General features: G+C 66.1%; 14 protein-coding genes. 1 reads left to right on the forward strand and 13 read right to left on the reverse strand.

What is annotated here, in order from left to right:
- Positions 1-60 precede the first annotated feature (60 nt).
- From NNX35_RS03385 to NNX35_RS03420, 8 genes are all read right to left on the reverse strand, one after another.
- Positions 61-348 (reverse strand): HU family DNA-binding protein, encoded by a 288-nt coding sequence (locus NNX35_RS03385; protein WP_269440137.1) that lies wholly within the window; start codon positions 346-348, stop codon positions 61-63.
- Positions 349-1,194: 846 nt separating this feature from the next.
- Positions 1,195-1,500 carry a 30S ribosomal protein S14 gene (gene rpsN, locus NNX35_RS03390; protein WP_146360596.1) on the reverse strand — a complete coding sequence of 102 codons (306 nt, stop codon included), beginning with the start codon at positions 1,498-1,500 and terminating at the stop codon, positions 1,195-1,197.
- 2 nt (positions 1,501-1,502) lie between these two features.
- A complete protein-coding gene (gene rpmG / locus NNX35_RS03395; protein ID WP_255866974.1) occupies positions 1,503-1,670 on the reverse strand; it encodes a 50S ribosomal protein L33 in 168 nt (55 codons plus the stop codon).
- Positions 1,670-1,906: a 50S ribosomal protein L28 gene (gene rpmB, locus NNX35_RS03400; protein WP_146360594.1), complete on the reverse strand. Its 237-nt coding sequence runs from the start codon at positions 1,904-1,906 to the stop codon at positions 1,670-1,672. The genes rpmG and rpmB overlap by 1 nt, the downstream gene beginning before the upstream one ends.
- 374 nt (positions 1,907-2,280) lie before the next feature.
- The gene (locus tag NNX35_RS03405) at positions 2,281-3,423 is read right to left on the reverse strand and encodes a glucose-1-phosphate adenylyltransferase family protein (protein WP_255866975.1); all 1,143 of its coding nucleotides are present in this window, start codon (positions 3,421-3,423) and stop codon (positions 2,281-2,283) included.
- 98 nt (positions 3,424-3,521) lie between these two features.
- A complete protein-coding gene (locus tag NNX35_RS03410; RefSeq protein ID WP_255765121.1) occupies positions 3,522-4,016 on the reverse strand; it encodes a MarR family winged helix-turn-helix transcriptional regulator in 495 nt (164 codons plus the stop codon).
- Positions 4,017-4,152: 136 nt separating this feature from the next.
- On the reverse strand, positions 4,153-5,739 hold the full coding sequence (locus NNX35_RS03415) for an MFS transporter (protein ID WP_255765122.1): 1,587 nt from the start codon (positions 5,737-5,739) through the stop codon (positions 4,153-4,155).
- Positions 5,740-5,951: 212 nt separating this feature from the next.
- On the reverse strand, positions 5,952-6,728 hold the full coding sequence (locus NNX35_RS03420; protein ID WP_255765123.1) for an SGNH/GDSL hydrolase family protein: 777 nt from the start codon (positions 6,726-6,728) through the stop codon (positions 5,952-5,954).
- A 128-nt stretch (positions 6,729-6,856) separates the two neighbouring features.
- Here NNX35_RS03420 and NNX35_RS03425 point away from each other — a divergent pair, with 128 nt between their 5' ends.
- Positions 6,857-7,819, forward strand: a complete 963-nt coding sequence (locus NNX35_RS03425; RefSeq protein ID WP_255765124.1) for a diacylglycerol kinase family protein — start codon at positions 6,857-6,859, stop codon at positions 7,817-7,819.
- A gap of 32 nt (positions 7,820-7,851) precedes the next feature.
- On the opposite strand, the gene NNX35_RS03430 is transcribed toward NNX35_RS03425, so the two are convergent.
- From NNX35_RS03430 to NNX35_RS03450, 5 genes are all read right to left on the reverse strand, one after another.
- Positions 7,852-8,805, reverse strand: a complete 954-nt coding sequence (locus NNX35_RS03430; RefSeq protein WP_255866976.1) for a M23 family metallopeptidase — start codon at positions 8,803-8,805, stop codon at positions 7,852-7,854.
- Positions 8,806-9,102: 297 nt separating this feature from the next.
- Complete coding sequence (locus tag NNX35_RS03435; protein WP_255765126.1) at positions 9,103-10,188, reverse strand: iron chelate uptake ABC transporter family permease subunit; 1,086 nt, start codon at positions 10,186-10,188, stop codon at positions 9,103-9,105.
- Entirely contained in the window at positions 10,185-11,258 is a 1,074-nt protein-coding gene (locus NNX35_RS03440) for an iron ABC transporter permease (protein WP_255866977.1), read from the reverse strand. The genes NNX35_RS03435 and NNX35_RS03440 overlap by 4 nt, the downstream gene beginning before the upstream one ends.
- Before the next feature lie 13 nt (positions 11,259-11,271).
- On the reverse strand, positions 11,272-12,300 hold the full coding sequence (locus NNX35_RS03445; RefSeq protein ID WP_255866978.1) for an iron-siderophore ABC transporter substrate-binding protein: 1,029 nt from the start codon (positions 12,298-12,300) through the stop codon (positions 11,272-11,274).
- 73 nt (positions 12,301-12,373) lie between these two features.
- Complete coding sequence (locus NNX35_RS03450) at positions 12,374-13,375, reverse strand: siderophore-interacting protein (protein ID WP_255867308.1); 1,002 nt, start codon at positions 13,373-13,375, stop codon at positions 12,374-12,376.
- Positions 13,376-13,449: the final 74 nt, after the last annotated feature.

Here is a 13,449-nt window from a genome sequence, read left to right on the forward strand (position 1 = left end):
GGCCGGCATCTTCGCGATGCCGGCCCTCTCAAATGCTGCGGCAGGTTGCCGCTGGTGTTGCTACTTCTTGGTGGAGACGGCAGCCTTCAGCTTGGAGCCGGCGGTCAGCTTGACGCTGTGGCCTGCCGGGATCTGAATGGTTTCGCCGGTCTGCGGGTTGCGGCCCGTACGTGCAGCGCGGTCGGTGCGCTCAACTGCCAGCCAACCCGGGATGGTGATCTTCTCGCCCTTGGCAACGGAATCTACGAAGATGTCGAAGACGGCATCCAGCACGCCGTTGACTGCGGTCTGGCTGTTGCCGGACTTTTCTGCAACTGCGGCAACAAGTTCACTGCGGTTCATAGCCAATTTATGTCCTCCTGGACTCTGGGGTAACTCGAGCGGAACGCGGATGCGAAACCGCCGCTGTTCGAAAACTTACCAGCTTGGACCCCCAACTCCGGCAAAAACCCCTGCATTTAGCGGATTTTTCCCGATAATCCGGCCGAAAAGTGGCTTTTTGCCCTCAATAAGCAGTCAACTCGCGTGGAAGCTGGTCCCGTGATAGGTGGTTGCCCGTGCGCAGGCGTGCGTACGCCTCTGCACCCGCTGACCCCGGGCGGGCCTCGGACCTCCGCGGCGGGTCTCGGTGTCCTCCGCCGCCCGGCACTCGTTGTGCAGATAACGGGCTTATCCGGCGCCACCCCGCACCCGCTGTGCAGATAACGGGCTTATCCGGCGCCCATAACCCCGATATCTGTACTATCAGTGCCGGCCCAGGACTCCGGTCCGGACTGGGATAGCGCAAAACCTGTCCGGAAATCCCATCTGGGGATGCCGTGACGGTAGAAGTGACCACGTCAGTAACAGCAGCACCATGGGGCGGGAATCCGCCCCTCACGGCATCAAAGCCCCGGATTCGTCGTCCGTAGTGCAGTAAATGCTGCCTGGCCGGTCCACAGACAGCATCTGCTTCACCCACAACCGACCGATGTCCTCCTGATGCTCTCCCGAAGCAAAAGGAATGTTCCCAGTCGAGGCAGACACCGCAGCGACACCAGGCACAGGACGGCAGGCAGGCGCCAGGGCAGGACGGCGCATGGCGGACTCGCGCTGCATCGGCAACGGCTGAGCAGGCCGGCCCGCAAAAGGGTCGTTAACAGCAAGAAGGACGGCCCCTTTGAGGGACCGTCCTTCTAAAGCGGTAGGCAGTGCTTACCAGCTGGACTTCTTGATGCCCGGCAGTTCGCCTGCGTGGGCCATGTTGCGGAAACGCACACGCGAGATACCGAACTTCTGGAGGGTACCGCGGGGGCGGCCGTCAATCTGGTCGCGGTTACGAAGGCGGACCGGGGAAGCGTTGCGCGGAAGCTTCTGCAGGCCGAGGCGTGCAGCTTCGCGGGCTTCGTCGGTAGCGTTAGCGTCTACCAGGGTCTTCTTCAGTTCGAGGCGCTTGGCAGCGTAGCGCTCAACAACAACCTTGCGCTGCTCATTGCGGGCAATCTTGGACTTCTTTGCCATTCTTAGCGCTCCTCACGGAAATCGACGTGCTGGCGGACCTTGGGATCGTACTTCTTCAGAACCATACGATCCGGATCGTTACGACGGTTCTTGCGAGTTACGTAGGTGTAGCCGGTGCCCGCAGTGGACTTCAGCTTGATGATCGGACGTACGTCCTTGTCCTTAGCCACTACAGCTTCACACCCTTCGCGATCAGATCGGTAACAACAGCGTCGATGCCGCGGATGTCAATCGTCTTGATGCCGCGTGCAGAAACCTGCAGCGTCACGTTGCGGCGCAGGGACGGAACCCAGTAGCGCTTCTTCTGAATATTCGGGTCGAACCGACGCTTGTTGCGGCGGTGCGAGTGCGAAATGCTGTGACCAAAGCCGGGGATGGCTCCGGTTACCTGGCAGTAAGCTGCCATGATCTCTCCTCCAGTTGTAGTAAATATGACGGTCCTCAAAAAACAGACACAAGGCGGAAGCGCCTAAGCACCTGCCATAAAGAGCGTCCCGCCACCAGTTTTGACACCGTTATTACTGCGACTTTCCGGAGGTTAACCTGGCGGGGTGAGATCCAGCCGAAGTGCCTCGCCGCGGGGAAGACGGTGAAGTTCAGGCAGCCGAACGGGAGAACCCGGCTCGACAGCCTTCAATTCTAGGTTTATACGGGTGGCCGTGCAAATACTCCCCTGCCCGCGCGGAGCGGAACAGGTTAACACACACACGACTTAACGCCTCTCTATCCTAGGGGCAACGGGCGTTTCGTTCAAACTCGGAGGTACCTGCGTGCCGGGTATCACGACGACGGCGCGTCCGCCTTTGAATCGCGTCCCACCACGGCCACGCCGTTTTCGGGATCCAGCTCCGCGCCGTCCAGTTTCCGCCCTCCGCCGATCACCGTCGTGGAGTCCACGATCAGGTTTGCGATCCGCGCTCCGGACCGGACCACCACGCCGTCCAGCAGCACGCAGGAATCCACTTCGGCACCGGCTTCCACTACTGCACCGGCGCTGAGAACGCTGCGGCGGACGGTGCCTTCGACCCGGGCACCGGGAGACAGCAGGCTCTCCGCGGCGACACCGTTCGGCCCGACATAGGCCGGCAGCCGCCGCGGGCTGGCGGAGAGGATCGGCCACTGCGGATCATCAAAATCCAGGCCGTTGCCCTCGATCAGGTCCAGGTGCGCCTGGTGGTAACTGCGCGGCGTGCCCATGTCCCGCCAGTACCCCGGCAGCCGGTATTCCACGACCTTTTCCTGCTCCACCAGGTAGGGAATGAGCTGGTCGCCGTAATCCTCGAGCTGGCCGTCCCGCTTCACCAGGGTGTCCAGTGCGTTCAGGAGGACATCGGTGTCATAGAGGAAGATCTCCGCCGCCACCAGGTCCGTCTTCGGGTCCTGGGGCTTGTACTCGAATCCGGTGACCAGCCCGTCGGTTACCTCGACCACCCCGTGGTCTCCCGGGTTGTTGTTGATCTTCGTGGTGACCAGGGTCAGGGCCGCCCCGTTTGCCTGATGCGTTTCGACGACGTCGCGGTAGTCCAGGCGGTAGAGATGGTCGGCGCTGAGCACCAGCACGAGGTCCGGATCAAATTCGCGGATGTACTCCGCCTGGCGGTACAGCGCGTCCGCGTTGCCCTGGGCGAAGCCTTCGCCGTCGCCGCCCTGGAAGGGCGGAAGCACCCGCAGCCCGCCCTGGGTGCGGTCAAGGTCCCAGGGCCGCCCGCTGACCATCTGGTCATTGAGCGACTGGGGCTTGTACTGCTCCACAATCCAGACATCGCCGAAGCCGCTGTTGTGCAGGTTGGAGAGGGAAATGTCGATGAGGTTGTAGGACCCGGCAACCGGGATGGCCGGTTTCGCTCGGTGGTCCGTTAAGCTGCCCAACCGTCCGCCGGCACCGCCGGCGAGGACTACGGTCAGGATTCGGGGTACGCGCATGCTGTGGTGCCTCTCATCGTGCCGTGGATATCGAGCGTTAGCTCAGTACTAACCACGTTAACAAGGGCAGGCACCCGGGCAACAAGTTGACTTTGGCGCTACGGTGCCTGATTCGGCCCGAGAATGCCGTTGCCGGGGTCGAGGCGGGCGAGTATCTTCTTTCCCACCCGTTCCAGATCCGCGACGTCTTCGTCGGAGAGGGCATCGAAGACCGCCTTCCGGACGGATTCAACATGTTCCGGCGCGAGTCCTTCGAGGGCGGCCATGCCTTCATCCGTCAGTGCCGCCGTCGTCACCCGGGCATCCGCAGGCGAGGGAGTCCGGGACATCCAGCCGCGCTGCTCCAGTTTCTTCACCACATGGGAAAGCCGGGACAGCGAAGCGTTGGAGCGCGCGGCCAGCTCGCTCATCGGCAGGGACCTGCCTTCGGCCTCGGAGACCATGGCCAGGACGTGGTAATCGAAGAGGGTGATCCGCGCACGGCGGAACAGATCGGCGTCGAGCGCGGCCGGGAGAAGGCCCGATACCGCGTACAGGGCCAGCCAGGCCTGCCGTTCCGGCGCGCTTAGCCAGCGGGGGGTGCTCTCAGTCATCCCGGCGTTCCTCTCGTCAAAGCTTTACGTTTCAATGATCGCAGGGTTGGGGCTGCGCTCCAACCGGTGCCCAACGGCAGGAGCCGGCCGGACGCGCGGGGCGTCCAGCCGGCTCCTGTGGCTGGCGGTATTGCGGTTAGCGGCTGACGCCGGGCTCCGCGCGGTTGTCAGCGGGCTGTGCAGTGGAGGGCGCCTGCTGGCTTCCCAGGGTGTCGAACGGCAGCGAATCGACGTCGAGCAGCGGGTTCTCGTCCTGGCCGGCCACCAGTTCGTGTGCCTCGGCGTGGGTGTCCACGCTCGGCATGGAACCGGGCATCGGCCGGTTGGCCGATTCCTTCATAACGCCCACGGCAATGGCACCGGCCACGGAGGTGAACATCAGCCAGTAGGCCGGCATCATGTCGTTGTCCGTGAGGGTGATGAGGCCCTGCATGATCAGCGGCGCGGTGCCGCCGAAGATGGCAACGGCGAAGTTGTAGGAGATGCCCATGGCACCGTAGCGGCTGGCGGTCGGGAAGAGCGCCGGCAGTGCGGAGGCCAGGTTGGACACGTAGAAGGTCACCGGGACGGCGAGCAGCGCCAGGCCAAGCAGGGTGGTGGCAACCGGACCCTGGCCAATCAGCCAGAAGGACGGAACGGCCAGGACGATGGTGGAGCCGGCACCCATCCACAGCACCGGACGGCGTCCGATGCGGTCGGAGAGCTTGCCGGTGAGCGGAATGCACAGTGCCATCAGAACCAGCACGGGGATGGTCAGCATGGTGCCGTGGACCGGATCGTAGCCCTTGGAATCCGTCAGATAGGAGGGCATGTAGGACGTCAGCGCGTAGCCCACGGTGTTGGCGGCGGCCACGAGGACCATGGCCAGCACGATCGGACGCCAGTAGGCACGGAAAATGCCCATGGTGCCCAGCGACTCGGTTTCGTCGCCGGCTTTGGCGCCGGCTTCCTGTGCATCCAGGGTGGCCTGGAAGGCCGGGGACTCTTCGATCTTGAGCCGGAAGTAAATGGCGACGGCGCCCATCGGCCCCGCAACCAGGAACGGGATGCGCCAGCCCCAGTCCACCATGTCGGCGTCGGAGAGCAGCAGCTGCATCACCGATACGACTGCTGCACCCAGGGCGAAGCCCAGGTAGCTGCCCAGGTCCAGGATGCTGGCGAGGAAGCCGCGCCTCTTGTCGGAGGCGTATTCGGTAACAAAGGTGGTGGCACCGGCGTACTCGCCGCCGGTGGAGAAGCCCTGCAGCAGCTTCATGAGCACCAGCAGGATCGGAGCCCAGATGCCGATGGTGCCGTAGCTGGGCAGCAGGCCGATGACGAAAGTGGAACCGGCCATCATGATCAGCGTGATGGCCAGGGTCTTCTGCCGACCCATACGGTCGCCGAGGCGCCCGAAGACGACGCCGCCCAGCGGACGGGCGATGAAGGTGGCAGCGAAGACGCCGAGGCTGAAGAGCAGCTGCGCGTCCTTGTCGGCGTCGGACAGGAAGACGGCACCCATGGTGACGGCGAGGTAGCCGTAGACACCGACGTCGAACCATTCCATGGTGTTGCCGACAACCGTGCCGCCGACAGCCTTTTTCATCATGGACTTGTCGACGACATTTACGTCGTCTACCTCAAGACGGCGGCGCCGCAGGGGGGACCTGCGGGTCTTGCGGGCCGTCGGTCTGGACGGTGAATCCGGGGTTCCGGAGACGTGGGGGGGTGCATCTTTCGGCATGTGGGCCTTCCCTCGATCGAAGTCGGCTGCTGGAGACAGAAGCAACCACCCGAACACCACACGGTGCCGGGCAGGCCTACAAGTTTAGGAAAAATGCGGTGCATCCACCGAATCGAGGAACGTAATTTCCCTTGTCAGGGCAGGGGCCGGGGGCGGTTTCGGTAGACAAACAGCGTACTTATCGCCGCATATGTGATTTCCCGCACGGGCGGCTACGAAGCGGGCAGCGGCGGGTGCGTCAGGTCCGGATAACGGGGGCTGAGGTTGTCCCCGGAAGACACTCCGCGGAGCCTGCGGCTCACCCACGGACCGAGGTATTCGCGCGCCCACTGGGCATCCCGGCGGAGCTGCTCCACCCGGTTGCGCGCGGGCAGCTCCTCCAGCTCCGGAGTGCTAATGGCGTCCGTTCCGCGGAGCACTTCCAGCACCTTCTTGGCGGTCAGCATGTGACCGGCCGGGGACATGTGCAGGCGGTCCACGGCCCAGTACCGTTCGTCCTGGAGGTTCTTCATGCGCCAGTAGTCCACCAGCACGGCGTCGTTCTTCTCCACCGCCTCGCGGACCAGTTCGTTGTAGATCGCCGTGCGTCCGCGGGTGCGGCCGAAGACCGGGGAGTTGCCCGAATCGAATCCCGTGAAGACAAGCACCGCGGCACCGCTGGAGCACAGCTTCGCAATCCCGGCGTCGTAGGCGGCAACTATGGCGTCAATGTCCACCTTGGGACGCAGGATGTCATTGCCCCCGGCATAGATGGTCACCAGCGTGGGCGACAGCGCGATGGCGGCATCCACCTGCTCGTTCAGGACCTGGTGCAGCTTCTTGCCGCGGATGGCGAGGTTCGCATACCCCCAGGAGCTGTCCGCGAGCACCAGTTGCTCGGCCACGCGGTCCGCCCAGCCACGCACGCCGTTGGGACGGGTCTCATCCTCGTCCCCCACGCCTTCCGTAAACGAATCACCCAGGGCCACGTATCGCTGCTTGAAAGTCACCACCACAGATTACAAGCTTCCTCGGGAAACTCCCGTTCCAAGCAGGATGCCGCGCACGCCGCCGACGGCTCCGTGCCGGGCTAGACTCAGAGCCGGACCATAGTTCGCATGCTTACGATAAGGACACCATGACCAGCCCAGACACCCAGTCGCGTCCCCGTGCCGCCGTCATTGTGAACCCCATCAAGAAGACGGATTTTGACGTCCGGGTTCGGGTTGCGGAAATCTGCGCCGACGAAGGCTGGGATGAGCCGTTGTTCTTCGACACCGAGGAAGCGGACCCGGGGCACTCCATGGCGCGCAAGGCCATGGAAGCCGGCGTCGACCTGGTGATTGCCGCCGGCGGAGACGGTACCGTGCGCTGCGTCGCCGCGGAGCTGGCCGGCACCTCCTTCCCCATGGGCCTCCTGCCGCTGGGCACCGGCAACCTCCTGGCCCGCAACCTTGACATCGGCGTCGATGACCCGGAGCAGGCGGTCCGCGCCGCCCTCAACGGCACGGAGCGGCGCATCGACGTCGTCCACGTCACCGTTGACGAAGCCGTGGACAGCGACACTTTCCTGGTGATGGCGGGGCTGGGCTACGACGCCGGCATGATGGCGGACACCAAGGACACGCTCAAGGACAAGATCGGCTGGCTGGCGTACGTCGACGCCGGCATCCGGAACCTTCCCGGCAAGCCCGTGAAGACCACCATTTCGATTGACGGCGGCAAGCCGGTCCACCGCCGTCTCCGCAGCGTCATGGGTGGCAACTGCGGCAAGATCACCGGCGGCCTGGAGATTTTCCCGGGTGCCAAACTCGATGACGGCCTGCTCGACATCCTGACCCTGGCGCCCAAGGGCAAGCTGGGCTGGGTTGGCGTGGTGACCGGGCTGCTGCGCCGCGGCAAGGGCAGCAGCACCGCAGTGGAGTACTACCAGTGCAAGCGTGCCGAGGTGTGGGCCGAGTCGCCGCTGGACTTCGAGATGGACGGCGACCATCTGGGCAACGCCACCCATATCCTGTTCGAGATGGATGCCAGCGCCCTGCGCATCCGGATGCCCCACGGCAAGAAGGACCCTGCGGTCCTCACCAACCCGGTGCCGTAACCCGTGAACCGGGCCGTCTCCGGACGGCCCGGTTACAACCAGCCCATCGGGTCTTCGTAGTCCCCGTGGCGCAGCACTTCGAAGTGCAGGTGCGGCCCGGTGGAGTTGCCGGTGCTGCCGACCCCACCCACCACCGCGCCGGCGTCCACGGCCTGCCCCACGCTCACGTCAATGCTGTTGAGGTGGTTGTAGGTGGTCTGCAGGCCGTCGCCGTGGTCAACAACCACGCGCAGCCCGCCGCCGCCGGTGGTATGCCAGCCGGCTTCGGTGACGGTGCCGCCGAGCATGGCCTTCACCGGGGTTCCGGTCACCGCGCCGAAGTCCGTTCCGGTGTGGAATTCCAAGGCGCCCGGGGCCAGCGGGTTGTTCCGGTTGCCGAACGGAGACGTGACCACCATGTCGTCCACGGGCGGGACAGGTCCCGGGTCCGGTTCGGCAACCGGTTCCGGAGCAGGCTCGGCGGCCGGTTCCGCTGCAGCCGGTTCCGCCGCAGGTGCCGGTTCGGGCGCCTCCGCTGCCGGGGCACCGGCGTCCGCGCCGTCCGTACCGTCTCCGCCGTCCGTGCGGTGGACTGTGGGCACCTCGGACACCACAACCTGGCGTTCAATCCGCAGGTCCGGTTCGACTGCTCCGGCCGTTCCGGTGACGAGCCCGCCGATAGCGACGGCGGCGGCGATGGACAGTGCGCCGGTCCGCCGGTTAGGGGCATCGTTCTCCTGGATCCAGTTCCTGGTCCGTGCGCCCAGCACCTTGGCCTGGGCCCCCAGTTCCTTTGCCCGGGCCCCCGCCTCCTTGGCCGCACGGCCGCTCAGGTCTTCAGCCCGCGTACGGAGCGTCCCTGCCTGGGTGCGCAGGTCCTTTGCGCGGGCCCGCACGCGTTCGGCGGAGATCCGGAGATCAAGGGGATTTCGCTTGGGAGCCTGTTCGCCCGCCGGGAAGGAATCGGAGTTCTTTGAATGTGCGGAGTCTAAAAAGTGCTCGGTCAACAATCACCTCAGTGTGCGTTGGTCAAGGACTCTTCTGTGATCCGGACTTTCTGCCGTCCGTTGCGTTCTCCGGGCCCGGGTAGCCTTCACCGGGTTCCCTGGAGCACTCAAGCCGGATTGGAACGTACCTGCGGGACCATCCCGGTCCTCCGCATGGCAATCCGGCCCGCTTTTAATTTTAGGAACCGGGAGGCCGCCGGTCCCCCTTTTGTGGCCAATCCCAACACACCCCGTGACCCGTGTCCGGCACCCCCGTGTCAGGGCTCTCGCCAACGCCGGGCCCACGGCCGGTCCGGCTCAGAGCACGCCCTTGCGTGCTTCCCCGAACAACAGGTAGCCCAGGTAGAGGCTGCCCAGGGCCGCGGTGAAGATGCCCACGGGAAGGGCCGCACCGACGTCGATCTGCTGGACGGCGAAGTCGGACAGCGTCAGTACCAGCGCACCTACCAGCGCCGGTGCGACAACACCGGGTGAGGAAACCCCGAGCAGGCGCAGCGCGATCTGCGGGGCAACCAGGGCCACGAACGCCACGGGCCCGCACACGCTGACGGCCGCTGCAGCCAACACCACCGCCAGTAGGACGGCGACCGTACGGGTACGCACCACCCGGACGCCGAGCCCGGCGGCTATGTCATCGCCGAGGGACACCAGGTTCAACTGCCGCTGCAGTGCTGCCGCGGCGGGCAGTACAAGGACGACGGCGACGGCGATCGTGGCCACATGGGACCAGGACCGGGAAGCCAGGGACCCGTTGAGGTAGAAGGCCAGTGTCTGCGCCTGCTGTTCCCCCACAGTCGTCATCGCCAGCGAGGTCAGGGCGGTTGCTACGGCGGAAATGCCGATACCGGCCACAATCAGCTTCCCGGGCCGCGCGAATCCGCGGCCGGTACTGAGCCAGACCAGTCCCACTGCCACGGCACCGCCCAGGATCGCGGCGACGGGTACGGGCAGGTAGCCCGGCCAAAGCGTGGTGGCGGCGGCTCCGGCAGCCGCACCGCTGGTCAAACCAACCACCTCGGGACTGCCCAGCGGGTTGCGGGTGACCGTTTGGAAGAGGGATCCGGCCACACCGAACGCGATGCCTGCGCCCACTGCGGTCAGGAACCGCGGCCCGCGCAGCCGTTCGAGCACAAAGGAAGCACTTCCCTCCGGCGGCGAGACGGCAAGTCCGAACAACTCGCGCCAGGTCAGCCCCAGCTCCCCTGCGGTCAGCGTGAATGCTCCCACCAGGATCAGTGCGCTGGTCAGGAGGAGGCAGATCAGGAGGCTGCGCCTGCGGTACTGGAAGCTCACGCGCTTCCCCAGGCGGAAGGTGCGGGTTCCGGGTGCCGTGCGAACGCCGCGCGTGGTGCGGTTCCCCGGCACGGTGCGGACGCCGCTCATGCCACTGCCCGCATCCGGCGGACGGCCAGGATCAGCAGCGGTGCGCCCAGCAGGGCGGTGATGACGCCGGTAAGCATTTCCCCGGGCTGTGCCACGAGGCGGCCGGCGACATCCGCAAACAGGAGCAGGGCAGGCCCGACAACGGCGCTCAGGACCAGCAGCCAGCGGTGGTCCGGGCCGGTAAAGCTGCGCACGATGTGGGGCACCGCGAGGCCGACAAAGCCGATGGGCCCGACGGCTGCGGTCGCCGAGGCGCACAGGAGAGCGGCGGCCAGGGCACCGGTGACCTTGGCGGTCTGCGGCCGCAGCCCGAGTGATGCCGCCGCTTCCTCGCCCAGTGCCAGGGCATTCAGGGTCCGGCCGGTGGCGAGGGCGGCAACCAGTCCCACCAGGAAGAACGGCAGCACGTCATAGGCCTGTTCCATGGTCCGGCCGCTAAGGGACCCCACTGCCCAGAACCGGTACATGGTGAACACATCCGGCCGGGTCAGGGCAATGGCCTGGATGTAGGAGAGCAGCACCGCAGAGATCACGGTGCCGGCCAGCACCAGCCGGACCGGCGTCGAACCGCGCCGGCCGGAGGCCAGGCCGTACACCACCAGTACGGTGAGCAGCGCACCGGGCAGGGCTACCCAGACATTCGCGCTCGTGGCGCCGAGGCCGAAGAACGCCATGCCCGTGACCATCGCGGCTGCGGCTCCAGCGTTGACGCCCAGGATGCCGGGATCCGCGAGCGGATTGCGGGTCAGGCCCTGCATGATTACCCCGGCCACGGCCAGGGCGGCTCCGGCCACCATGCCCAGGACGGTCCGCGGCATCCGGCTGGCTACCACGTCATCTGCATAGGTGCTGCCGGTGCCGCTGATTTCCGTCCACAGCGAGGCCGCGACCTCCGCCGGGCTCAGCTGGTGGGCGCCGACGGCGAGGCTGGTGATGACCGCGAGGAACAACATGCCCAGCCCTGCGGCCAGCAGTGCCGTCCCGCGCCCGGCGCCCAGCAGCGGACGCCGGGGAGCGGCCTGCGCACCTGCACCGGCCGCTCCCGGGTTTCCGGCCTGCGCCGGAACCAAGCCAGGCGTCGAATTAGTCGACCTTGGCAACTGCTTCTTCAATCATCGGCTCGAACCGATCCAGGACCCACGGAACGCTCAACGGCGTCAGGAAGCTGGAGGCCATGCCGACCTGGCGGTCCAGGCTGCGCACCACGGAGTCGCGTTCAACCGCGGGGATCTGCGCGAAAAGCCGCTGTTCTTCGGTGCGCTGCTGCTCTGCTTCGTCGTTGTACCAGGTGAACAGCACGTCGACGTCGTTCAGCTTGCCTGCGTTCTCCAGCCCCAGGTCCGAGGTGAAGCTTCCCTCGCTCGAGGGAATGTCCCGCACCTCGGGGGCCACGGTCATGCCCAGCGCGGTGAGGATATCCACGCGTGCGTCACCCTCGTTGTAAAGCACCAGGGAGCCGGGGGCGCCGCCGCCCCAGACATAGGCGAAGGTCTTTCCGGCAAACTCGGGATGCTCGGCGGCGCTGTCCGCAAGGGACTGTCCGATGCCGTCAACTGCGTCCTGTGCTGCCTCCGGTTCGCCGAGGGCTTTGCCGATGAGCGAAATCTGGTCATCCCAGCTGATGTTCCAGGCCTGCTCCGGGTAGGCCACTGTGGGAGCGAGATCGTTGAGGATGTCGAAGTCCTCCTGGGTGATGCCGGAGTTCGGGGCCAGGATCAGGTCCGGTTCCAGGGCAACAATGGCATCAATGTCAATGTCCTGTCCTCCGGTGAAGGTGGCCGGGAAATCGTCGCCGCGCTCCTCGATGGCTTCGCTGACCCACGGGTAGTTGCCGTGTTCGTCGTTGCCCCAGGTGACTTCTTCGACGCCCACCGGCGTGGTGCCCAGCGCGACGGCGGTGTCCGCGGAGCCCCAGCCGATGGTGACCACGCGTTCGGGCTTTTCCTCAACCACGGCCTGCCCCAGGGCGGAGTCGATGGTTACCGGAAAGTGCTCCGACCCTGCGGTGCTTGCCCCGGACTCCGGGCTGTCCCCCGCGTCTGCACCGCAGCCGCTCAGGGCCAGCAGGACCGCAGGGACCACCAGCGCAGCGGCAATCGGAGTTCTTTTCATGGTTCTTCCTCTCAGGAGGACGGGCCCGCCGTGTGGCAGGCCCGTCGAATGAAAAAATCAGATGGGGAATCCGCTAGGAAAGCTCGGCGCGGCCCTTGCGCCAGTAGCCCATAAAGGCCACCTGCTTGCGGTCGATCCCGACGTCGCGCACCAGGTAGCGGCGCAGGCCGCGCACCACGGCGGCCTCGCCGGCAATCCAGGCATAGAAGGGAAGGGCACCGGACGGGGCATGCGGATTCCGTGAGGCTTCCACCACGGCAGGATCCAGCCGCTGCGGGGTTTCCCACAGGATGGCCTCGTCCACGTTGACTTCCTCGGGTTCCCGCAGGGTGGGGCTGGGACGGAACGGTGCGCCGTCGGCCGTCTCCACCGATGCCCAGCCCGGCAGCGCCACGACCTGCCGCACCGCGGCGTCGAGCAGTTCGCCGTGCGGCCGGGTGCCGCGGGCCAACCAGATCATCTGCACACCGGAGTTGGTGCTGACCTCCTGGCGGTCGCCGCTGGACGGAATTTCCATCAGGGCGTGGCCGGTGACGTCTTCGGGCAGCGACTCCAGGATTGCGGTGATGGCCGGTACGGCGGTTTCATCCCCGGCGAGCAGCACGTGCCGGGCCATGCCGGGACGCCATTCGATGCCGCCGTAGGACTCGGCGGTGACGCACTGGGCAACGTTCGGTCCAATGATGCAGACCCGGTCCCCCGGTTCCGCGGAGGCCGCCCAGCTGGAAGCCGGCCCGCCCTTGCCGTCCTCGTCGAAGTGCATCACGAAGTCGACGTCGATCTCCGGTTCGGGTCCGGAGCAGCGTGCATCGCGGACGGTGTAGGTGCGCATGCAGCCGCGGGTGGCCGGATCCAGCTTCAGCCAGTCCTGGTACCAGCCGGCGTCCAGCGTGGACAGGTCCGGCAGCGGCAGGGAGGTGCCTTCCGCGTCGACGCAGGGAACAATCACCTTGATCCGCAGGTCGTGGGTCAGTCCCTGCACGCCGAAGTCGGCCAGGCAGGGACCGGCGAAGGTGACGCGCTGGAAGTTGGTACCCACCCGGGCAATCCGTTTGACCTCAACGTCGAAGGACATCACGGCGCCGGCGCTTCGGGCCCGGCGGCCGTGGCGGGCCGGAACGGGTGCGGCGGGTGCGGCGGTTGCGGCGG

This window comes from Arthrobacter sp. zg-Y844, from assembly GCF_024385465.1.
Classification (GTDB): Bacteria; Actinomycetota; Actinomycetes; order Actinomycetales; family Micrococcaceae; genus Arthrobacter_B.